Raw genomic sequence first — 20,847 nt, forward strand, 5'->3', positions numbered from 1 at the left:
CATGCGCTATTGCTCGATCAGGTCTTTGAGTTGGGTGGTGCGTTCTTCGGTCAGCCTGGTCCGGCACGTGGCGACGAGCAGCGGCTCCATCGAACCGTCCCGAAACAGAAATCCCATGCCGGCGCAATGGGCATCGCGGTATTTCAGCCAGGCGCGCTGCGCGGCGAGCAGGGTTGCGAAGTATCCCGCGGCCTTGTCATCCGCGCGGTCCAGCCCGGTATCGCGTTCCTTCATGAACGCCACGGTCCGCTGCCACTGCGCGTTCATCGTATCGTCGGCCCGGCGGTATTCCTCGGCCGCGCACCAGTTCATTTCCTGCTGCGCGACCGGATCGGCGCAGTTCCAGCCCGCATCGGGCGGCGCGGCGGTGGCGGCAAGGAGCGGCAGCAGCATCACGGCGCCGGCTCCGCCCGGGGCGCGCAAGGCGGCTCCTGCCCCGCGAGCGGCTTTTCATCGCCGGGAAAGAGGTATTGCATCGCCTCGGGGCTGACGGTGTGGTAAATCGTCGAATGGGCAAGGTCGGGGCGCTTGAGCGCGCACCAGCGATTGCCCATCGGCTCCCTGGCCGCCAGCGCCGTGACGAGCCGGTCATAGCCCTGCTCCATCGCCCCGCCCTCGCTGGCGAGATTGAGGTAGAGCCTGGGCGCCCGGGCCCTGCCCCTGAGCAGTTCGGCCGCCTCCCGCGAGAGGCGCGCGTCGTCCCACCACAGGCTGGGGCTGATCGCGGCGTGGCGCTGGAACAGGCCGGGCTCGCGCAGCGCGCTTTCGACGATGAACAGGCCCGCGAGCGATTCCCCGATCACCCCGCGCTTGCCGTTCCCGCGATAGCGCGCGGAAACCATCGGCATCACTTCCTCGCGCACGAAGCGGCGAAAGCGGTCGGCATGGCCGGCATCGGGATAGTCCTTGAGCAGGTCGGCCGCCGCCGTGGGCCCGGTCAGCTCGGACTGGCGATCCCTCGTCTCGATCCCGACGACGATGACCGGCTGCGAACGCCCGAGCATCGTGTTGAGCGCGGTGGTGCCCGAAACATGCAGAAAATCCTGATCGATCCCGCCATCGATCACGTAGAGGAACGCGAACGTACCTTGCCCGCTGGCGTAGCCGGCCGGCAGGTAGATCGCCAGCTTGCGCTCCTCACCCATGACGCGCGATTGCCAGGTCAGTTCCTCGCCCACGGTGATCGGCCGCGCGACCACCGCCTCGGCCGCCGGCGCGGCGGCCGAGGCGGGCATGGCCAGCGACAGGGCCAGCGGCAACGCCGCCAGCGCCGCCGGAACCGGCAGGAGCCGCCGTGGCGTCACTCGGCCGCCTCTCGCATGGTGCCGCCAGCGCGCATCGGCTCCTCACCCTGCATGGGCTTGAGGCCAAGGCGCGCGAACATCGCCGCGTCGGCATCGTCGCCCGCGTTGGGCGCGGTCAGCAGGGTATCGCCCGTGAAGATCGAGTTGGCGCCGGCCATGAAGCACAGCGCCTGCGTCGCCTCCGCCATCGATTCGCGGCCCGCCGACAAGCGCACCATGCTCATCGGCATGGTGATGCGCGCCACCGCCACGGTGCGCACGAACTCGATATCGTCGATCTTCGCCAGCGGCGTGTCGGCCAGCATGTCGCCCAGCACCGTGCCCTTCACCGGCACCAGCGCGTTCACCGGCACGCTTTCGGGATGGCGCGGCAGCGTCGCCAGCGTATGGACGAAGCCGACGCGGTCCGCGCGCGTCTCGCCCATGCCGACGATCCCGCCCGAGCAGACGTTGATCCCGGCGGTCCGCACGTTGTCCAGCGTTTCCAGCCGGTCTTCCAGAGTGCGCGTGGTGATGACATCGCCATAGCGTTCGGGCGAGGTGTCGATATTGTGGTTGTAGTAATCGAGCCCCGCCTCGGCGAGCATGTCCGCCTGCGCCGGTGTCAACATGCCCAGCGTCATGCAGGTTTCCAGGCCCATCGCCCGCACGCCCTTCACGATCTCCACGATCCTGGGCATGTCGCGGTCCTTGGGGTTGCGCCAGGCGGCGCCCATGCAGAAGCGCTGGCTGCCCGCGTCCCTGGCCTGCGCCGCGCGCTGCAGCACTTCGCGCGCATCCATCAGCTTCGTCGCCTTGACGCCGGCATCGGCGTGGACCGATTGCGCGCAATAGCCGCAATCCTCCTGGCAGCCGCCGGTCTTGATCGACAGCAGCGTGCAAAGCTGCACTTCATCGGGCCGATGAAAGCGGCGGTGGACCTCGGCGGCGCGGAACACCAGCTCGGTGAACGGCAGGTCGAACAGCGCCGCGATTTCCTCACGCGTCCAGTCGGTACGGGGTTCGGTCATAGTCAGATCTGGTCCAGCGCCTGCGCCATGTCGGCGATGATGTCGTCGATATGTTCGATGCCCACCGACACGCGCACGACGTCGGCGCCCGCGCCGGCTTCGGCCAGGCCTTCCTCGTCAAGCTGGCTGTGGGTGGTCGAACTGGGGTGGATGATCAGCGAACGGGTATCGCCGATATTGGCAAGGTGGCTGAACAGCTTGACCGCGGAGACAAGCTTCACCCCCGCGCCATAGCCGCCCTTCACGCCGAAAGTGAACACCGCTCCGCCCTTGCCATCAAGATACTTGCGCGCCAGCGGGTGATAGGGATCGCCTTCCAGCCCGGCATAGGACACCCAGTTCACCTTGGGATGGGCCTTGAGCCAGGTCGCCAGCATCAGCGCGTTGGCGCAGTGGCGTTCCATGCGCAAATGCAGCGTTTCCATGCCGGTCAGCGCCAGGAACGCGTTCATCGGCGCGAGCGCGGGGCCAAGATCGCGCAGGCCCAGCGCGCGGCAGGCGACGATGAAGGCCAGATCGCCCAGCGCATCGCTGAACACCATGCCGTGGTACGAGGGATTGGGCTCGGTCAGGTAGGGGTACTTGCCCGATGCCTTCCAGTCGAACCGGCCCGAATCGACGATCAGGCCGCCGATGGAATTGCCGTGGCCGTTGAGGAACTTGGTTGCCGAATGGACGACGATGTCGGCCCCGTGCTCGATCGGGCGGCACAGCACCGGGGTGGCCATGGTGTTGTCCACCACCAGCGGCACGCCGGCCGCGTGCGCCACCTCGGCAATCGCGGCGATATCCTGCACCACGCCGCCGGGGTTGGCGAGGCTTTCGATGAACACCGCGCGCGTCTTGTCGGTGATCGCGGCGGCGACCTCGGCCGGATCGTCGGCGTCGACGAACCTGGTGTGCCAGGCCATCTTGCGGAACGACTGGCCCAGCTGGTTGAGCGAGCCGCCATAGAGCTTCTTCGCGGCGACGATCTCGCAGCCCGGCTCCATCAGGGTGTGGAACACGATGAACTGCGCGGCATGGCCCGATGCCACCGCCAGCGCACCGACGCCACCTTCCAGCGCGGCGATCTTGCCTTCCAGCGCCCCGTTGGTGGGATTGGTGATCCGGGTGTAGATATTCCCGAATTCCTGAAGGTTGAACAGCCGCGCGGCGTGATCGACATCGTCGAACACATAGCTGGCGGTCTGGTAGATCGGCGTGATCCGCGCCTTGGTGGTGGGATCGGGCCCGGTGCCGCCATGCACTGCCAGCGTATCGAGTTTCTGGGTCATATCGCTCTCCTTCCCGTTCAGGCCGCTTGCCGGCCGCCGGCGCGGCGGGCCGCATAGCCGGCCAGCGCATCGGCATAGTGCGGCGCGGCGCGGCGGGCCAACTCGCCCTCGCCATAGCCTTCCAGCGATTGCGCCAGCCGCGCCAGTGCTGCATCGCCCAGGCTGCCCAGCGGCGCGCGGTAGATGCCGATGGTGAAGACGATCGCGCGCGACCGGGGCAGGCGGCGCAGCGTCTCCCGCTCGCACCGCACGAAAAGCGTCTCGCCCGCATTCTCGGCGGTGACATGGGCGAAGCGCAGCGCCGGATCGCCCGTGGGCATATAGCGCAGCGCATCGCTGGGCATGACGAAGGCATTGGTGCGGCCGAACAGGTTGTGCGATTGCAAGCCGTCCATGAACTTGTCGACACCGCTGGAAAGCTGCTCGGCATAGCCGTGGATCGGCTCGTGCACGGCATGGAGCGGCCGCCCCAGCTTTTCGGCCAGCCGCCAGTCGGTCGGGAAGGCGACCGCCGCGCCGGTCAGGCGAAACGGGCCGCCCGGCTGGTCCTGCGTCATGATGCACAGGTCTTCCCACACCGCGCGCGCCGCCGCTTCCAGCCCGCCCGCCACGCCCAGCAGCGCGCCCAGCTCGGCAATGCCGGCCTCGGCCTCGGGCAGCACCGCGACGCTTTCGGGATGGGCATCGAATGCTGCCTTGCGCGCGGCCAGATCGGGCGCGGGCTCCAGCCATTCGCTCTCGTCCAGACGCACCAGCCCCATCCGCAGCGGGCCGGAAACCCGTGCGGCAGGCAGAAGCGTCTCGACGGAGAAACCCAGGCTCATGAGCGGCGCGTCACTCGGCCGCTTCGAGCTCGCTTCCCACGGGCGGCATATTGTGGCCCAGCAGCCGCAGCATGTCGGCGGCGCATTCGACCACGTTCGAGCCGGGGCCATAGATGCCCTGCACCCCAGCCTCGCGCAGGAACTCATAATCCTGCGGCGGGATGACGCCGCCAGCGACGACCTTGATGTCCGGCCGCCCGGCTTCCTTGAGATGGCCGATCAGTTCGGGGATCAGCGTCTTGTGCCCGGCCGCGAGCGAGGAGGCGCCAACCGCGTCGACACCTTTCTCCAGCGCGAGCTTGCAGGCTTCCTCGGGCGTCTGGAACAGCGGGCCGCTGGTCACATCGAAACCCATGTCGCTGAAGGCCGAGGCGATCACGTTGGCACCGCGATCGTGGCCGTCCTGCCCCATCTTGGCGACCAGCATGCGCGGCTTGCGGCCCAGGCGGCGCGTCACCGCCTCGACCCCGTCGAGCACCTGCTGGTAGCGGCTGTCGCCGGCGTAGGCGCCGCCATAGACGCCCTTCACCGGGGTGGGGAACGTGCCGTAGCGATCGAAGGCGACTTCCATCGCATCGGAAATCTCGCCCAGCGTCGCGCGGTGGCGCGCGGCCTCGACCGCGAGTTCGAGCAGGTTGCCGGTGCCCTTGGCCCCTTCGGTCAGCGCGGCGAGCGCGGCGCGGCACTTGGCCTCGTTACGCGTGGCGCGCACCTGCCTGATCCGGGCGATCTGGGCTTCGCGGACCTTGTGGTTGTCCACTTCCAGCGTTTCAAGCGCGTCCTCGTTGGCGAGGCGGTACTTGTTCACGCCGACGATGACGTCCTCGCCCTTGTCCACCCGCGCCTGGCGCGCGGCGGCGGCTTCCTCGATCATCGCCTTGGGCCAGCCGGCCGCCACAGCCTTGGCCATGCCGCCTTCGGCCTCGACCCGCTCAATGATCTCCCAGGCCTTGTCGACCAGTTCGGCCGTCAGCGCCTCGATGTAGTAGGAGCCGCCCAGGGGATCGACGACATTGCACATGCCGGTCTCTTCCTGGATGACGATCTGGGTATTGCGGGCGATGCGCGCGGAGAAATCGGTCGGCAGCGCGATCGCTTCGTCCAGCGCATTGGTGTGCAGCGACTGGGTGCCGCCCAGCATCGCCGCCATCGCCTCGATCGTCGTGCGCATGACGTTGTTGTAGGGGTCCTGCTCCTGCAGCGAGACGCCCGAGGTCTGGCAATGGGTGCGCAGCATCTTCGAGCGTTCGGACTTGGCGCCCAGCCTGGTCATCACCCGGTGCCACAGCACGCGCGCGGCGCGCAGCTTGGCGATCTCCATGAAGAAGTTCATGCCGATGGCGAAGAAGAATGACAGGCGGCCGGCGAACTTGTCGATATCGAGGCCCGAGGCGACGCCGTACTTCACGTATTCCATGCCGTCGGCGATGGTGAAGGCCAGTTCCTGCACTTGCGTCGCGCCGGCTTCCTGCATGTGGTAGCCGGAGATCGAAATGCTGTTGAATTTCGGCATGTTGGCCGAAGTATAGGCAAAAATGTCCGAAATGATCCGCATCGAGGGCTCGGGCGGATAGATATAGGTGTTGCGGACCATGAACTCCTTGAGGATGTCGTTCTGGATGGTCCCGTCAAGCGCTGCGGTGGGAACGCCCTGCTCCTGCCCCGCGACGATGAAGAAGGCGAGCACCGGGATCACCGCGCCGTTCATCGTCATCGAGACGGACATTTCGCCCAGCGGAATGCCGTCGAACAGGATCTTCATGTCCTCGACCGAATCGATCGCCACGCCCGCCTTGCCGACATCGCCGACGACGCGCGGGTGATCGCTGTCATAGCCGCGATGCGTCGCAAGGTCGAAAGCGACCGAAAGACCCTTCTGGCCCGCCGCCAGGTTGCGGCGATAGAACGCGTTCGATTCCTCGGCGGTGGAAAAGCCGGCGTACTGGCGAATGGTCCACGGGCGGCCCGCGTACATCGAGGCGCGCACCCCGCGCGTGAACGGCGCGAAGCCCGGCAGGCCCGGATCGGTGGTGACGTCCCCGGCGGTATAGAGCGGCTTGACCGCGATCCCCTCGGGCGTGTGCCAGGTCAGGTCCTTGCCTTTGACCTCCTTGTCCGCCGCGGCCTGCCAGTCCTGAATCGTCGGTTTCTCGCTCATGACGTCATTCTTTCCATTCTCAGCAGCCCGTGAGCTGCTGGTCCTTGCTGCCCTGAAGCTTGTAGCCCTTGTCGCCATCACGCACGTAAAGGGCGGTGAAATTGCGCGTGCCGGTGAACGCGACCTTGAACGACTGGTCCGGCATCACATCGGTGATCTCGCCCTTGATCGACGTGGGCGAGCGCTCGACCGCGCCGCTGTTGTCATAATCGCTTTCGAACTCGGCCACCTTGACCGGGCCATCGGGGCGAAGCTCGGTCAGCACCGTCCACGCACAGGTCTGCCCCTGCCAGGTGCCGCCGCCCTCGGCGATCACCATGGGATAGTCCGAAAAGCTGCGATCGATGCGAAACCCGCTCATCGCCCCGAAGCTGCCAAGCTCGACCGCCTTGGGATAGGATTTCACCACCTTGTCGCCATCGAGGTAGGAGATCGCCAGCCGCCCGGAATCGGCGTGGCTGGCGTTGGAAATGGCGACCTGCTCGATCCGCACCGCGCCAAACGGCGCATCGGCCACTTGCGTATCGGTGACGACTTCGGCCGGCGCGTCGGAGGCATCGGCGTCAGCGGCGGCGGTTTCGGTCGCCTGCGCGTCGCTGTCCCGCGCCGGGGGCTGGCACGCCGCGAGAGTGCCGGCCAGGCAGGCCAGCGCAACCCTTGCGGCATATCTGCGTGCCATTCCCATCGCTCTCAATGCGCCTCCCCGGGCGTCTCCATGATCTCGGTGAGCTGGCCGCCCATGTCCTTCGGGTGGACGAAGAAGATGAGCGTGCCGTGCGCGCCGATGCGCGGCTCGCCAAGCACCCGCTTGCCCAGGCTTTCGAACCAGGCCTTGGCCGCGTGAATATCGGGCACTTCATAGCAGATGTGGTGCTGGCCCCCGAGCGGGTTCTTCTCCAGCCACTTGCCGACGGCCGAATCCGGCGAAGTGGGCTGCAGCAGCTCCACCTGGGTGCCATGGGTGCCGCCCTCGCCCGGCGTGTTGACGAAGCAGACGCGCACTTGCTGGCTTTCCAGCACGAACGGCTCGGTGATGTCGGTGGCCCCCATGACGTCGCGATAGAACGCGATCGAGGCGTCGAGATCGGGCGTGGCGACGCCGATGTGGTTCATCCTGCCGAGTTGCATCTGTGTTACTCCACGTTCTCGATGACCATGGCGATGCCCTGGCCGCCGCCGATGCACATCGTGATGAGGCCGTACCGGCCGCCGGTGCGCTTCAGTTCGTAGATCGCCTTGATCGTCAGCATCACGCCGGTCGCGCCCACCGGATGGCCGAGCGAGACGCCCGAGCCATTGGGGTTCACCTTCTCGGGATCGAAGCCGAGCGCCTTGGCGACGGCACAGGCCTGCGCCGCGAACGCCTCGTTGCTTTCGATCACGTCGATCTGGTCGAGCGAAAGGCCGGCGCGCGCCAGCGCGATCGGCACGGCCTTGATCGGGCCTTCGCCCATGTACTCAGGCTCGACCCCGGCATGGCCCCAGGCGACGATCCGCGCCATCGGCGCGAGGCCGCGCTTCTCGACCTCTGCGCCGGTCGCCAGCACCACGGCGGCGGCGCCGTCGTTGATGCCCGAGGCATTGCCGGCGGTGACGCTGCCGTCCTTCTTGAAGGCCGGGCGCATCGCGGCGAGCACGTCGAGCGTGGTATCGGCGCGCGGGTGCTCGTCGGTGTCGAACACCACCGTGCCCTTGCGAGTCTTGATCTCGACCGGGAGGATCTGCTCCTTGAAGCGGCCTTCCGCGATCGCGCGGCTGGCGCGCTGGTGGCTGGTGACGGAAAGGCCGTCCATCTCCGCGCGCGTCACCTGGTGGCGCTCGGCCACGTTCTCGGCGGTGATGCCCATGTGATTGCCGCTGATGGCGTCAGACAGACCGAGCGTCAGCGCGTCTTCCTGGGTGTTGCTACCCATCTTCCGGCCCCAGCGCACGCCGTGGTCGTGATAAGGCACGTTCGACATCGATTCCGCGCCACCCGCCAGCGTGATCGCGGCTTCGCCAAGCTTCATCATCTGCGCGGCCGAGACGATCGCCTGGACGCCCGAGCCGCACAGCCGGTTGAGCGTAAGCGCCGGGGTGGACAGCGGCACGCCCGCGTTGATGCCGATCACGCGGCTGAGCATCTCGTCGCGCGCGCTGGTCGGCATGACCTGGCCGATCACGACGTGCTCGACCGCTTCCGGCTCGACGCCCGCGCGCTTCAGCGCCTCGGTGGCGACCAGCCCACCCAGCTCGGATGGCAGGAAGCCCTTGAGCGAACCGCCGAAGTCGCCGATCGCGGTACGCACGCCGCTGACGATATAGATTTCTTCCAATTCAGCCATTTCAGGTCTCTCCGGCGCTTTAGAGCGGTATGTTATCGTGCTTCTTCCACGGATTTTCGAGCTGCTTGTTGCGCAGCTTGCGCAGCCCCAAGGCAATCCGGCGGCGCGTCGAGTGCGGATAGATCACTTCGTCGATATAGCCACGGCTGGCCGCGACGAAAGGATTGGCGAAGCGGTCTTCGTATTCCCTGGTCTTCTCGGCGATTTCCTCGCCCGAAAGGCCGCGGAAGATGATCTCGACCGCGCCCTTGGCGCCCATCACCGCGATTTCGGCGGTGGGCCAGGCGTAGTTGAGATCGCCGCGCAAGTGCTTGGAGCTCATGACGTCGTAAGCGCCGCCATAGGCCTTGCGGGTGATGACGGTGATTTTCGGCACGGTCGCCTCGGCATAGGCGAACAGCAGCTTGGCGCCGTGCTTGATGATGCCGTTGTGCTCCTGATCGGTGCCCGGAAGGAAGCCGGGAACGTCCACGAAAGTGATGATCGGGATGTTGAAGGCATCGCAGAAGCGCACGAAGCGCGCCGCCTTGCGCGAGGAATCGATGTCGAGCACGCCGGCCAGCACCATCGGCTGGTTCGCCACCACGCCGATCGTACGCCCCTCGACCCGGCCGAAGCCGATGATGATATTGCCCGCGAACGTCGGCTGGACTTCGAAGAACTCGCCCTCGTCCACGGTCTTACGGATGACCTCATGCATGTCGTAAGGCTGGTTGGCCGAAGGCGGGATGATCGTGTCGAGGCTGTCCTCGATGCGGTCCCACGGGTCGGCGCAAGGCCGCTCGGGCACGTCCTCGCGGTTGGACAAGGGCAGGTAATCGAAGAAGTCGCGCGCGGCGAGCAGCGCCTCGATGTCGTTTTCCAGCGCGAGGTCGGAAACCGAGGTCTTGCTGGAATGGGTGATCGCGCCGCCCAGCTCTTCCTGCGTGACGACCTCGTTGGTCACGGTCTTGACCACGTCCGGGCCAGTGACGAACATGTAGGAGCTGTCCTTCACCATGAAGATGAAGTCGGTCATCGCCGGCGAATAGACCGCGCCGCCCGCGCAAGGCCCCATGATCAGGCTGAGCTGCGGGACGACGCCCGAAGCCAGCACGTTGCGCTGGAAGATCTCGGCATAGCCGCCCAGCGCGTCCACGCCTTCCTGGATGCGCGCGCCGCCGGAATCGTTGAGGCCGATCACCGGCGCGCCGACTTTCATCGCCGCGTCCATGATCTTGCAGATCTTCATCGCGTGGGTCTTGGAAACGGCGCCGCCGAACACGGTGAAGTCCTGCGAATAGACGAAGACCAGCCGGCCGTTGATCGTGCCCGAGCCGGTGACCACGCCGTCACCGGGGATCTTCTCCTGCTCCAGCATCCCGAAATCGACGCAGGTATGCTCGACGTAAGTATCGACTTCCTCGAAACTGCCTTCATCCAGCAGCACCTTGAGGCGTTCGCGCGCGGTGAGCTTGCCCTTGGCGTGCTGCGCATCAATGCGGCGCTGGCCGCCGCCCATCCTGGCACCGGCCCGGCGCTTCTGCATTTCCGCGATATTGGCTGACATCCACAGTCCCTTGTCGACATGAAATTCGGCATGAAAATTCGACACGAAATTCGGCATGAAAATTCGACACGAAATTCGGCATGAAAATTCGACACGAAATTCGGCATGAAATCGTGCCAGTGCCTAAGGCAGGTTGCGGGCCTCAGGTCAATAGGTTTAATCGCCCGGTTAAACTAATGGTGCCCAGCAATTCCGCCGCTTGCAAGGCCGCGGTTGCGTGCCGAACACCTGTGCTTGAGTTCCTTGCAACACTCCCTTTCCGGTAGACATTCGCGCGGCGGATGGTCCGCCAAAACTCCTGGCCGGCTCACTTCATCAGCACCAGTTCCTCGGCCATCGAGGGATGCAGCGCCACGGTCGCGTCGAAATCGACCTTGGTCAGCCCGGCTTTCACCGCGATCGCCGCGGCCTGCAGGATCTCGGGCGCTTCGGGGCCGATCAGGTGGACGCCCAGCACCCGATCGGTATTGGCATCGACCACCAGCTTGTAGAGCCCGCGTTCCATCCGTCCGGCAAAGACGTTCTTCATCGGCCGGAAATCGGAGGTGAACACCTTGACGTTGCCATGGCGGTTGCGTGCCTGCCCTTCGGTCAGCCCCACGCCCGCGAGCGGCGGCTGCGAGAACACGGCGCTGGGGATGCAGGTGTAATCCACCGTCCGGGGCATATTGCCGAAGACGGTGTCGGCAAAGGCCTGTCCTTCGCGAATCGCCACCGGGGTGAGCTGCACCCGATCGGTCACGTCACCCACCGCATAGATGCTGGGGCAGGTGGTGCGGCTGTGCTCGTCGACCGGGATCTCGCCCTTTTCGCCCGGCACGATGCCGGCATTCTCCAGCCCGAGCCCGGCGGTGTTGGGCTTGCGCCCGGTGGCGATCAGCACGGTATCGACCGCGACCGGGTCTTTCCTGCCCGCGGTGACGAGGAACGATCCGTCGTCCTGCCGGACCACCTCGGTGATCGGGCAATTGAACTTGTATTCGATGCCGCGCGCCATGGTGATCTGCAGCAGCCGGTCGCGCAGCGATTCGTCATAGCCGCGCAGGATCTGGTCGGAACGGTTGACCACCGTCACCTGGCTGCCCAGCGCGTTGAAGATGCCGGCGAATTCCATCGCGATATAGCCCGCCCCCTGGATCAGCACGCGGCGCGGCAGTTCGGGCAGATGGAACACCTCGTTCGAAGTGATGCAGTGCTCCACGCCGGGAAACTCGGGCAGCACCGGCCAGGCGCCGACCGCGACCAGAATCACTTTCGCGGTGATCTCGCGCCCGCTGGCCAGCCGCACCGAATGCGGCCCGGTGATCGTCGCGCGTTCGAGGAAGCGTTCGACGCCGTTGTTCTCCAGCGTCTGGGTATAGGCGGCGTTGAGCCGGTCGACATCGCGCAGCACCGTATCGCGCAAGGTCGCCCAGTCGAACGACATGCCGGCCACCGTCCAGCCGTAATGCGCCGCGTCCTGCAGTTCCTCGGCGAAATGCGATCCATAGACCAGCAGCTTCTTGGGCACGCAGCCCCGGATCACGCATGTGCCGCCGACCCGGTATTCCTCCGCGACCGCCACTTTCGCCCCGTGCGCCGCCGCCACGCGGCTGGCGCGCACGCCGCCCGATCCCGCGCCGATGGTGAAAAGGTCATAATCGTAGTCGGACATCACGCGGCCTCCTGTTGCGCGGCGCATATGGGCGATGCGACGCACGATTGCCAAGCCATGCGGTGGACGCGGGGCAGGCCACGGCCTGTCGAAATCTGCCCACCGATCACCGCAAGGCTATTGTCTATTTCAATGGTAGAGTTACTTTGACTCTGCGGATGGCCGATCGCGACTCGCCACTCCGCGCACGTTCGATGGAGCATGACAATGGCATACAACAGCAAACCTGCCGCCGCCTCCACCCGGCCGGCCGTGCTGCTCGTCCCCGGCCTGTCCGGCAGCGGCGAGAACCACTGGCAAACGCGCTGGGAGAATGAACTGCCTGATTGCCGCAAGGTCGATCTCGGCCTGTGGGAAGATCCGCACCGCAACACCTGGATCAACAAGCTGAACCTCGCGATCCACCGTGCCGGACAGCCGGTGGTGCTGGTCGCGCACAGCCTTGGCTGCCTGCTCACCGCGTGGTGGGCGAAGTTCGAGCAGCCCGGCTGGTGCGATCCGGTGATCGGCGCGCTGCTGGTCGCGCCGCCCGAGGCCGATTTCTTCCCGCTCGACGAACGGATCGCCCGCTTCGCGCCGACCCCGTGCGATGCCCTGCCCTTCCCCTCGATCCTCGTCGCCAGCCGCGACGATCCGTGGATGGGCTTCAACACCGCCAAGGCGCTGGCGCGGCGGTGGAACAGCGAATTCGTCGACGCGGGCGAGCGCGGCCATATCAATGCCGATTCCGGCCTGGGTGACTGGCGTTTCGGCCAGCGCCTGCTCGATCGGCTGATCGGCGCGGCCAGCACCCGGCGCGAGACGGCAGCAGCGATGCCGCCGGGCCACGGCGACTGGGCGGAGGGCCTGGAATACCGGGCCTGAGCGATCGGGCCTGAGCGATCGGGCCCGATTTGCGGTCAGGCGATCCCGGCTTGCGCCAGCAGCGCCTCGGTCGAGGGATCGAACGAGGCGCCGCCCTGCTCGATCTGCTTGGCGATCGCCTTGCCCAACTCGACACCGAACTGGTCGAACGGATTGATCCCCATCAGCACCGCGTTGGCGAAAGTGCGGTGCTCGTGAAAGGCGATCAGCGCGCCGAAGCTCGCGGGCGTCAGCGCGTCGAGCAGGATCGTCGCCGAAGGCCGGTCACCCGGATAGGCGCGCGCGAGATCCTCGCTCGGCTTGCCGGCCATCAGCGCGGCGCCTTGCGCGAAGCAGTTGGACAGGAGGATGCGATGATGCGCCGGCGCGAGATCGTCGCCCGGCGTGATCGCGGCGATGAAATCGACCGGCACCAGGTTCGTGCCCTGATGCAGCAACTGGAACACCGCGTGCTGCGCGTCGGTGCCCACGCCGCCCCAGGTGATCGGCGCGGTCGGCCCGTCAACGGGCTGGCCCTCGGCCGTCACCGCCTTGCCGTTCGATTCCATCTCAAGCTGCTGGAGATAGTCGGGCAGCAGCGCCAGACGCTCGTCATAAGCGAAGACCGCGCGCGTCTGGCAGCGGCGCAGGCGCGTGTAGTACTGGTCGGCGAAAGCGGCGCGCAGGCACAGGTTGGCCGCGCCGTCGGTCTCCAGGAAATGCCGGTCCACCGTCGCCGCGCCTTCGAGCAGCTCGGCGAAATCCGGCCAGCCCAGCGCGATGGCGATGGGAAAGCCGATCGAGGACCACAGCGAATAGCGCCCGCCCACGCTTTCGGAAAAGGGCAGCACGCGCGTTTCGTCCACGCCCCATTCGATCGCCTTTTCGGGCGCGGCGGTCAGCGCGACGACCCGGCCGTAAGGATCGGTCACGCCACTGCCGCGCAGCCAGTCGAGCACGCTTTCGGCATTGGTCATCGTCTCGATCGTGGTGAAGGTCTTGGACGCGACCGCCAGCATCGTCGCCGCCGGATCGCAGGCGGCGAACGCCGCCTCAAGCGCGCAGCCGTCGATATTGGAGACGACATGGACGTCCATCATCGCCCCGTCGCGCGCCAGCGCGTCCACCGCCAGCGCCGGGCCGAGCGCGGAGCCACCGATGCCGACGTGGATCAGATGCTTCACATCGCCCATCGCGCCCCGGTGGATCGCCTCGACGATCGCGGCCATGCGCGAATGATAGCCCATGGCCCGGGCCACGCTCTCCGCGTTGCCGACGCCGCGTTGCGCGGTATGCTCGGCCGCGCGCCCCTCGGTCACGTTGACGATCTCGCCGGCGAACAGCGCCGCGCGCCGCCCGGCGAAATCCATCGCCTCGGCCAGCGCCTCGAACGCGGCGATATGCGCATCGTCGAGGTGGGTCTTGGACCAGTCGAACCGCATCCCGTCCTCGGGCAGCTCAAGCCGGGCGGAAAGCTTGGCGAGCCGCGCGGGATCGGCGGCGAAGAGTTCGGCCAGCCTGGGCTTGGGCAGGTTCGCCAGCGCTTGCCATGCCGTGGAAATCGATTCGCTCATCACACCCCCTTGCCGTGATCTGCGCCGGCCTTATGCATGTTGCGCTTGCGAAGGCCAAGCCGGATCGGGGCCGGATCACCCCCCGATGCGGTCAATGCACTTGACGCGGGGGTGCGCGGACAACATGGGTTCGACGATGACAGAAACCGCGCCCGCCCCGGCCAAGGAACCGCCCGCCGATCACGCCGAGCCCGAGGAAAAGCAGGAGAACTTCCTGGTTTTCCTGCTCAAGCTCGTGGTGATCGTGCTGGTCTTCCGCAGCTTCATCTTCTCGCCGTTCAACATCCCGAGCGAATCGATGCTGCCGCGCCTGGAAAACGGCGACTATCTGCTCGCCTCCAAGTGGTCCTACGGCTTCTCGAAATATTCGCTGCCGTTCAGCGTGCCGCTGATTCCGGGCCGCATCCTCGCCAGCCAGCCCACGCGCGGCGACATCGCCATCTTCAAGGCGCCACCCGGCAACGACGTGGACTATATCAAGCGCGTCATCGGCCTGCCGGGCGACCGGATCCAGGTGCGCGGCGGCCAGCTGTTCATCAACGGCAAGGCCGTGCCCAAGCGCCGGATCGGCGATTTTCTCCTGCCGGTCAGCGCCAACACGCGCTGCTATGCGATCCAGTTCGAAGCCACGCTGCCCGATGGCAGTTCGGTCTGCCGGTATCCCCAGTTCCGCGAGACGCTGCCGGGCGGCAAGAGCTACAACGTGCTCGATCTGGGCCAGACGCCGCAGGACGATACCGAAGTCTATGCCGTGCCCCAGGGCCACCTGTTCCTGATGGGCGACAATCGCGACAACTCGCTGGACAGCCGCTTTCCCGCGGTCGAGGGGCAAGGCATCGGCATCGTCCCGCAGGAAAACCTGGTCGGCAAGGCCAGCGTGATGATGTTCTCCACCGATGGCGGGTCCGAATGGCTCAAGCCATGGACCTGGTTCACTTCGGCGCGGTGGAGCCGGATCGGCGGGACGTTCTAGGTGCTGGCGGCAGAGACCCGCGCCTTCCTTATCACCCAGACCGGCCAGGAGCCCGAGAACGAAGCGCTCTGGCTGGAAGCGCTGACCCATGGCAGCACGGGCGAAAAGCGCGATTACGAACGGCTGGAATTCCTGGGCGACCGGGTGCTGGGCCTTGCCATCGCGGAATGGCTGCACGAATTGAGCGATGCCGCCGAAGGGCGCCTCTCGCAGCGGCTCAACGCGCTGGTCAGCCGCGCCACTTGCGCGGCGATGGCGCGCGAGATCGGGCTGGGGCCGCATATCCGCCTGGGGAAGCAGGCACGCGACGACGGCGGGCAGGACAGCGACAATATCCTGGGCGACGTGATGGAATCACTGATCGGCGCCTGCTTCCTCGAACGGGGCTGGGACGCGGCGCGGGCCATGGTCCGCCGGCTGTGGACCGGCGCGGTCGAAGGCAAGACAGGCAATCGCAAGCATCCCAAATCGGCGTTGCAGGAATGGGCGGCGGGCAACAAGCGGCGGATGCCCGAATACCGCCTGGTCGACCGTTCCGGCCCCGACCATGCATCGCGCTTCACCGTGGAAGTCGCGGTCCACGGCGTGGGCGAGGCCCAGGCGACATCGAACAGCAAGCAGGACGCCGAAACGCAGGCGGCCGAGGAATTCCTGAGGCGGTTCGCATGAGCGCGCCGGGCATGGGGATACGGCAATGGCTTAACGGAACACCCGGATCATGACGCAAAAATGTGGCCTCATCGCTGTGATCGGCGCGCCGAACGCGGGCAAATCCACCTTGGTCAACGCGCTGGTCGGCCAGAAAGTGGCGATCACTTCAGCCAAGGCACAGACCACGCGGGCCCGGCTGCTGGGCATCGCGCTGCTGGGCGAGACGCAGATCATCCTGGCCGACACCCCCGGCATCTTCGCGCCCCGGCGCCGGCTGGACCGGGCCATGGTCGCCGCCGCCTGGGAAGGCGCGCAGGCGGCGGACGCGATCCTGCTGGTGGTGGACAGCGTCAAGCAGCGCCGGCACGAGCTGGAGCCCTTGCTGGAGATCCTGAAGGACCGGCCCGAGCGCAAGCTGCTGGCGCTCAACAAGGTGGATGCCGGCGACAAGGAGCCGCTGCTGGTGCTGGCCGAGGAACTGACCGGCGCGGCCAGCTTCGATGAAGTGTTCTTCATTTCCGCGCTGACCGGCGACGGCGTGCCCGAGCTGAAGGCGCGGCTGGCCGAGCTGATGCCCGAAGGTCCGTGGCACTATCCCGAAGACCAGGTGTCCGACGCCAGCGAACGCCTGCTGGCCTGCGAAGTCACACGCGAGCAGCTGTTCCGCCAGCTTCACGACGAGCTGCCCTATGACAGCGCGGTGCGGCCCGAAAGCTATGTCCAGCGCAAGGACGGCTCGGTGGAGATCCGCCAGCAGATCGTCATCGCGCGCGACAGCCAGAAAGCTATCGTGCTGGGCAAGCGCGGCGCGCGGATCAAGGCGATCGGCGAGGCGGCGCGTAACGAACTTGCCGAAATCCTTGGCCAGAAAGTCCACCTGTTCCTGCACGTCAAGGTTGAGGAAGCCTGGGCGGACGCGCGCGACATCTATGAGGAAATGGGGCTGGACTGGGTGAAATGAAACGATCGGCAATCGTCCTGGCGCTGGCGGCGCTGCTGCCGATGACGATCACCCAGGCTTTCGCCAGGGCCGAGCCCAATCCCTGGCGCGGCGCGCGCTATGTCGCGATGGGCGCCTCGTTCGCCGCCGGCCCCGGCCTGCCGATGCCCCGGCCCGGCGTGCCGCCCCGCTGCGGCCAGTCGATGGTCAATTACCCGACGCTGCTGGCGACCGAGCTGGAGCTGACGCTGCATGACGCCTCGTGCAGCGGCGCGACGACCGAGAACGTGCTGAAGCGCTGGAACGAACTGCCGCCGCAGATCGACGCGCTGACGCCGCAGACCCGGCTGGTGACGCTGACGGTGGGCGGCAACGACGTCAATTACGTCGGCGGCCTGTTCGGCGCGACGAGCTGCGAGCTGGCGATCAGGGCCAATCCCGGCAAGGCCGCGCCCTGCCCGCCGGCGCGCCAGATCACCGAGGCCGAATTCCTCAAGCTGGAAAGCAACTTGCGCGAGATCGCCATGCAGGTGAACGCGCGCGCGCCGCAAGCCAGGCTGGTCTTCGTGACGTTCCTGACGCTGGTGCCCTCGACCTTGTGCAAGGCGACGCCGATCGCGCCGGTCAGGGCCGATGCCGCGCGCGCGCTGGCCGAGCGGCTCGCCCAGATCACCGCCCGCGTCGCGCGCGAGACCGGATCGCTGATCGTGCGCATGGACGAAGCCTCACGCGATCACACGCCTTGCGATCCCGAGCCGTGGACCAACGGTGCCCCGCCGGACCACAACCCGGCGCTGGGCATCCAGTGGCACCCCAATCCCGCAGGGATGCGCGCCACCGCCGCCGCCATCGCCGAAACCCTGCTGAAACCGCCTGTCGCGGCAAAGCCCGAAAGCAGGCCGCCGCCCGAAACCACGCCGCGCCCCCGGCGCTGACGGGGCATCCCGCAGGGACGCGCCCTAACGCAGTTTCGCGATCGTCATGCCGTGCTCGCGCGCGGCGTCCCTGGTCGATTCCTCGGTGCGGTTGAGCGCCTTGGCGATTTCCTTCAGCCCTTTGCCCTTGCCCGAAAGCGCGCGCAGCTTCTGCAGCTCCTCCGGCTTCCACGGCTGGCGGTGCCGCGCGAACTTCTCGCTCATTCGGCCGCTTCCGTGGCCGGGGCCTTCTTCTTCGCGGGCGCCTTCTTGGCCGGGGCTTTCTTGGTCGCGGCCTTCCTGGGCGCCGCCTTCTTCTTCGCGCCCTTCTTCGCCGGTCCCTTGGCGGCCTTCTCGTCGATCAGGCGGATCGCCTCGGCCTCGGACAGATCCTCGGGCTTCATCTCGCGCGGCAACGTGGCGTTGGTCGTGCCGTCGGTGACATAGGGGCCAAAGCGCCCGGCCAGGACTTTCATCTCGCCGCCGCTGGTCGGATGGGGGCCCAGCGCCTTGATCGGCTCGGCCGTGGCGCGCGCCCCCCGGCCGCCGCGATTGGCCGCTTCGGCCAGCATGGAAACCGCCGCGTTCATCCCGGTCTCGAACACCTCGGCGGTGGAACGCAGCTTGGCATACTTGCCATCATGGGCCAGGTATGGCCCATAACGCCCTATGCTGGCAGTGATTTCCTTGCCCGTCTCGGGATGGCTGCCGATCGTGCGCGGCAAGCTCAGCAGCTTGAGCGCCCATTCCAGCGTCAATTCGTCGATATCCTTGGGGATCGACGAACGCTTGGCCTCCTTGCCCTCGCCCAGCTGGAGATAGGGGCCGAAGCGGCCGGCGCGGCGCGTGATTTCCAGCCCCGTCTCGGGGTCCTTGCCCAGCCCTTCGTCGTCGCCCGCCTCGCCATTGCCGCCGGGCTGCGCGAACTTGCGGGTATATTTGCACTCCGGGTAGTTCGAGCAGGCGATGAAGGCGCCATAGCGCCCGCCGCGCAAGCTCAGCCGGCCTTCGCCGCACTTGGGGCACAGGCGCGGATCGGTGCCGTCGGCCTTGGGCGGGAACAGGTAGTCGGACAGGAACTCGTCCAGCGCCTCGGTGACTTCGGAGGGCTTGCGCTCCATCACTTCGTCGGACTTGGGCTTGAAATCGCGCCAGAAGGCTTCGAGCAGCGCTTTCCATTCGGCGCGCCCGCCCGAAACGTCGTCCAGTTCCTCTTCCATGCCGGCGGTGAAATCGTAAGCGACATAGCGCTCGAAGAAGCGTTCGAGAAACGCTGTGAGCAACCGGCCCGATTCCTCCGCGAAGAAACGGTTTTTCTCGGTGCGAACGTAGCTGCGATCCTTCAGCACCTGGATCGTCGCGGCGTAAGTCGAAGGCCGGCCGATGCCCAGTTCCTCCAGCCGCTTGACCAGGCTCGCTTCCGAATAGCGCGGCGGCGGCTGGGTGAAGTGCTGCTCGGCCGAAACGCCTTTCTTGGCCGGCATGTCGCCTGCCTTCATGAATGGCAGCAGGCCCGATTCGTCGTCATCGTCCTTCTGGTCGCGCCCTTCCTCGTAGACCGCGAGGAAGCCGGGGAACTTCACCACCTGGCCCGTGGCGCGCAGCTCGTTGCGGCCGGCCCCGTCGCGCAGCGTGACGGTGGTGCGCTCCAGGCTGGCCGAGGCCATCTGGCTGGCCATCGCGCGCTTGAAGACCAGGTCATAGAGCCGCGCCTCGTCGCCCGAGCCGAAGCGGTCGCGGGTGAACTCGGTCGGCCGGATCGCCTCGTGCGCTTCCTGCGCGTTCTTCGCCTTGGTCGAATAGAGGCGCGGCTGCTCGGGCAGGTAGTGGCCGTCATAACGGTCGGAAATTGCCTTGCGGCAGGCGGAAATGGCCGAAGGGTCCATCTGCACGCCGTCGGTCCGCATATAGGTGATCGCGCCCGCCTCGTAGAGCGACTGCGCCACCCGCATCGTCTGGCTGGCCGAAAAGCCCAGCTTGCGCGCGGCTTCCTGCTGCAAGGTCGAAGTGGTGAACGGCGGTTGCGGATTGCGCTTGTGCGGCCGGGTCTCCACGCCCTCGACCTTGAACGCGCCGGCTTCCACCGCCGCCTTGGCGCGCATGGCGATGCCTTCGTCGCCCAGGCTCAGCCGGTCGAGCTTCTCGCCCTCGAACGTGACGAGCCGCGCGGTGAACGCGGTGCCATCCTGCTCCATCATCGCGGCGACGGACCAGTATTCCTGCGGCGTGAACGCCTCGATCTCGCGCTCACGCTCGACGATCAGGCGCAGCGCCACCGATTGCACGCGCCCCGCGCTCTTGGCGCCGGGCAGCTTGCGCCAGAGCACGGGCGAAAGCGTGAAGCCGAACAGGTAATCGAGCGCGCGGCGCGCCAGGTAGGCGTCGATCAGGTCCTGATCCAGCTCGCGCGGCTGGGTCATCGCCTTGGTGACGGTTTCCTTGGTGATCGCATTGAACGTGACGCGCTGCACGTCCTTGGGCAGCGCGCGGCGCTTGGCCAGCAATTCGCGCACGTGCCAGGAAATCGCCTCGCCCTCGCGATCGGGGTCGGTGGCGAGGATCAGCCGGTCCGCCTCCTTGGCCGCGTCGGTGATCGCCTTTACCTGGCGCTGCTTGTCGCCATAAAGGTCCCAGTCCATCGCGAAGCCCTCGTCGGGCCGCACCGAACCGTCCTTGGCGGGCAGGTCACGCACGTGACCGTAGGAGGCAAGAACCTTGTAGTCCTTGCCAAGGTATTTCTCGATGGTCTTCGCCTTGGCCGGCGACTCGACAATTACCAGTTGCATCAATAACTTCCTGACTACCCCCAGGCGTCCGCTCGCGTGCGCCCGCATATACACACGTACAAGGTG

19 protein-coding genes are annotated in these 20,847 nt (G+C 66.8%); 5 read left to right on the forward strand and 14 right to left on the reverse strand.

Annotated elements, in window-relative coordinates:
• Nucleotides 1-6: 6 nt before the first annotated feature.
• The 11 genes from PYV00_RS22060 to gorA all read right to left on the reverse strand — a co-directional run bounded on the left by PYV00_RS22060 (nucleotide 7) and on the right by gorA (nucleotide 12,100).
• Nucleotides 7-393, reverse strand: a complete 387-nt coding sequence (locus tag PYV00_RS22060) for a lysozyme inhibitor LprI family protein (RefSeq protein WP_275230478.1) — start codon at nucleotides 391-393, stop codon at nucleotides 7-9.
• The gene (locus PYV00_RS22065) at nucleotides 393-1,304 is read right to left on the reverse strand and encodes an alpha/beta hydrolase (protein WP_275230479.1); all 912 of its coding nucleotides are present in this window, start codon (nucleotides 1,302-1,304) and stop codon (nucleotides 393-395) included. The genes PYV00_RS22060 and PYV00_RS22065 overlap by 1 nt, the downstream gene beginning before the upstream one ends.
• On the reverse strand, nucleotides 1,301-2,314 hold the full coding sequence (gene bioB / locus PYV00_RS22070) for a biotin synthase BioB (RefSeq protein WP_275230480.1): 1,014 nt from the start codon (nucleotides 2,312-2,314) through the stop codon (nucleotides 1,301-1,303). Before bioB ends, PYV00_RS22065 begins: the two co-directional genes overlap by 4 nt.
• A gap of 2 nt (nucleotides 2,315-2,316) precedes the next feature.
• Complete coding sequence (locus PYV00_RS22075; RefSeq protein WP_275230481.1) at nucleotides 2,317-3,591, reverse strand: O-acetylhomoserine aminocarboxypropyltransferase; 1,275 nt, start codon at nucleotides 3,589-3,591, stop codon at nucleotides 2,317-2,319.
• Nucleotides 3,592-3,608: 17 nt separating this feature from the next.
• On the reverse strand, nucleotides 3,609-4,415 hold the full coding sequence (locus PYV00_RS22080; RefSeq protein ID WP_275230482.1) for a heme-dependent oxidative N-demethylase family protein: 807 nt from the start codon (nucleotides 4,413-4,415) through the stop codon (nucleotides 3,609-3,611).
• A 10-nt stretch (nucleotides 4,416-4,425) separates the two neighbouring features.
• On the reverse strand, nucleotides 4,426-6,573 hold the full coding sequence (scpA, locus tag PYV00_RS22085; protein WP_275230483.1) for a methylmalonyl-CoA mutase: 2,148 nt from the start codon (nucleotides 6,571-6,573) through the stop codon (nucleotides 4,426-4,428).
• A 19-nt stretch (nucleotides 6,574-6,592) separates the two neighbouring features.
• Nucleotides 6,593-7,252: a hypothetical protein gene (locus PYV00_RS22090; RefSeq protein WP_275230484.1), complete on the reverse strand. Its 660-nt coding sequence runs from the start codon at nucleotides 7,250-7,252 to the stop codon at nucleotides 6,593-6,595.
• 11 nt (nucleotides 7,253-7,263) lie between these two features.
• A complete protein-coding gene (gene mce, locus PYV00_RS22095; RefSeq protein WP_275230485.1) occupies nucleotides 7,264-7,701 on the reverse strand; it encodes a methylmalonyl-CoA epimerase in 438 nt (145 codons plus the stop codon).
• Between the two features lie 5 nt (nucleotides 7,702-7,706).
• Complete coding sequence (bktB, locus tag PYV00_RS22100; RefSeq protein ID WP_275230558.1) at nucleotides 7,707-8,888, reverse strand: beta-ketothiolase BktB; 1,182 nt, start codon at nucleotides 8,886-8,888, stop codon at nucleotides 7,707-7,709.
• Between the two features lie 28 nt (nucleotides 8,889-8,916).
• Nucleotides 8,917-10,446, reverse strand: coding sequence for an acyl-CoA carboxylase subunit beta (locus PYV00_RS22105; protein WP_275230486.1), 1,530 nt, complete (start codon nucleotides 10,444-10,446; stop codon nucleotides 8,917-8,919).
• Between the two features lie 307 nt (nucleotides 10,447-10,753).
• Nucleotides 10,754-12,100: a glutathione-disulfide reductase gene (gorA, locus tag PYV00_RS22110; RefSeq protein ID WP_275230487.1), complete on the reverse strand. Its 1,347-nt coding sequence runs from the start codon at nucleotides 12,098-12,100 to the stop codon at nucleotides 10,754-10,756.
• A 207-nt stretch (nucleotides 12,101-12,307) separates the two neighbouring features.
• Between gorA and PYV00_RS22115 the strand changes: the two genes are divergently transcribed.
• Nucleotides 12,308-12,964, forward strand: coding sequence for an RBBP9/YdeN family alpha/beta hydrolase (locus tag PYV00_RS22115; RefSeq protein WP_275230488.1), 657 nt, complete (start codon nucleotides 12,308-12,310; stop codon nucleotides 12,962-12,964).
• Nucleotides 12,965-12,999: 35 nt separating this feature from the next.
• Here the strand turns inward: PYV00_RS22115 and pgi are convergent, their stop codons facing one another.
• Entirely contained in the window at nucleotides 13,000-14,517 is a 1,518-nt protein-coding gene (gene pgi / locus PYV00_RS22120) for a glucose-6-phosphate isomerase (RefSeq protein WP_275230489.1), read from the reverse strand.
• 136 nt (nucleotides 14,518-14,653) lie between these two features.
• Between pgi and lepB the strand changes: the two genes are divergently transcribed.
• From lepB to PYV00_RS22140, 4 genes are read left to right on the forward strand one after another with little or no spacing between them, the layout of a single operon-like run.
• A complete protein-coding gene (gene lepB, locus PYV00_RS22125) occupies nucleotides 14,654-15,490 on the forward strand; it encodes a signal peptidase I (RefSeq protein ID WP_275230490.1) in 837 nt (278 codons plus the stop codon).
• Nucleotides 15,491-16,159 carry a ribonuclease III gene (rnc, locus tag PYV00_RS22130; protein WP_275230491.1) on the forward strand — a complete coding sequence of 223 codons (669 nt, stop codon included), beginning with the start codon at nucleotides 15,491-15,493 and terminating at the stop codon, nucleotides 16,157-16,159. It begins immediately after the preceding gene.
• Nucleotides 16,160-16,208: 49 nt separating this feature from the next.
• Nucleotides 16,209-17,102 (forward strand): GTPase Era, encoded by an 894-nt coding sequence (era, locus tag PYV00_RS22135; protein ID WP_275230492.1) that lies wholly within the window; start codon nucleotides 16,209-16,211, stop codon nucleotides 17,100-17,102.
• The gene (locus tag PYV00_RS22140; RefSeq protein WP_275230493.1) at nucleotides 17,099-18,016 is read left to right on the forward strand and encodes an SGNH/GDSL hydrolase family protein; all 918 of its coding nucleotides are present in this window, start codon (nucleotides 17,099-17,101) and stop codon (nucleotides 18,014-18,016) included. The genes era and PYV00_RS22140 overlap by 4 nt, the downstream gene beginning before the upstream one ends.
• 24 nt (nucleotides 18,017-18,040) lie before the next feature.
• Here PYV00_RS22140 and PYV00_RS22145 read toward each other — a convergent pair whose 3' ends face one another.
• On the reverse strand, nucleotides 18,041-18,220 hold the full coding sequence (locus PYV00_RS22145) for a hypothetical protein (protein ID WP_275230494.1): 180 nt from the start codon (nucleotides 18,218-18,220) through the stop codon (nucleotides 18,041-18,043).
• Entirely contained in the window at nucleotides 18,217-20,781 is a 2,565-nt protein-coding gene (gene topA / locus PYV00_RS22150) for a type I DNA topoisomerase (protein ID WP_275230495.1), read from the reverse strand. Before topA ends, PYV00_RS22145 begins: the two co-directional genes overlap by 4 nt.
• Nucleotides 20,782-20,847 lie beyond the last annotated feature (66 nt).

Origin of the sequence: Novosphingobium album (ex Liu et al. 2023), from assembly GCF_029076845.1 — a bacterium.
In the GTDB taxonomy this organism is placed as follows: Bacteria; Pseudomonadota; Alphaproteobacteria; order Sphingomonadales; family Sphingomonadaceae; genus Novosphingobium.

Coding starts and splice junctions, on each gene's coding strand:
- PYV00_RS22115 (WP_275230488.1), top strand. CDS start 12,308: ATGGCATACAACAGCAAACCTGCCGCCGCCTCCACCCGGCCGGCCGTG.
- PYV00_RS22140 (WP_275230493.1), top strand. CDS start 17,099: ATGAAACGATCGGCAATCGTCCTGGCGCTGGCGGCGCTGCTGCCGATG.
- PYV00_RS22075 (WP_275230481.1), bottom strand. CDS start 3,591: ATGACCCAGAAACTCGATACGCTGGCAGTGCATGGCGGCACCGGGCCC.
- PYV00_RS22105 (WP_275230486.1), bottom strand. CDS start 10,446: ATGTCAGCCAATATCGCGGAAATGCAGAAGCGCCGGGCCGGTGCCAGG.
- topA (WP_275230495.1), bottom strand. CDS start 20,781: ATGCAACTGGTAATTGTCGAGTCGCCGGCCAAGGCGAAGACCATCGAG.
- PYV00_RS22060 (WP_275230478.1), bottom strand. CDS start 393: ATGCTGCTGCCGCTCCTTGCCGCCACCGCCGCGCCGCCCGATGCGGGC.
- era (WP_275230492.1), top strand. CDS start 16,209: ATGACGCAAAAATGTGGCCTCATCGCTGTGATCGGCGCGCCGAACGCG.
- scpA (WP_275230483.1), bottom strand. CDS start 6,573: ATGAGCGAGAAACCGACGATTCAGGACTGGCAGGCCGCGGCGGACAAG.
- pgi (WP_275230489.1), bottom strand. CDS start 14,517: ATGAGCGAATCGATTTCCACGGCATGGCAAGCGCTGGCGAACCTGCCC.
- gorA (WP_275230487.1), bottom strand. CDS start 12,100: ATGTCCGACTACGATTATGACCTTTTCACCATCGGCGCGGGATCGGGC.
- PYV00_RS22090 (WP_275230484.1), bottom strand. CDS start 7,252: ATGGCACGCAGATATGCCGCAAGGGTTGCGCTGGCCTGCCTGGCCGGC.
- PYV00_RS22080 (WP_275230482.1), bottom strand. CDS start 4,415: ATGAGCCTGGGTTTCTCCGTCGAGACGCTTCTGCCTGCCGCACGGGTT.
- mce (WP_275230485.1), bottom strand. CDS start 7,701: ATGCAACTCGGCAGGATGAACCACATCGGCGTCGCCACGCCCGATCTC.
- bioB (WP_275230480.1), bottom strand. CDS start 2,314: ATGACCGAACCCCGTACCGACTGGACGCGTGAGGAAATCGCGGCGCTG.
- lepB (WP_275230490.1), top strand. CDS start 14,654: ATGACAGAAACCGCGCCCGCCCCGGCCAAGGAACCGCCCGCCGATCAC.
- PYV00_RS22145 (WP_275230494.1), bottom strand. CDS start 18,220: ATGAGCGAGAAGTTCGCGCGGCACCGCCAGCCGTGGAAGCCGGAGGAG.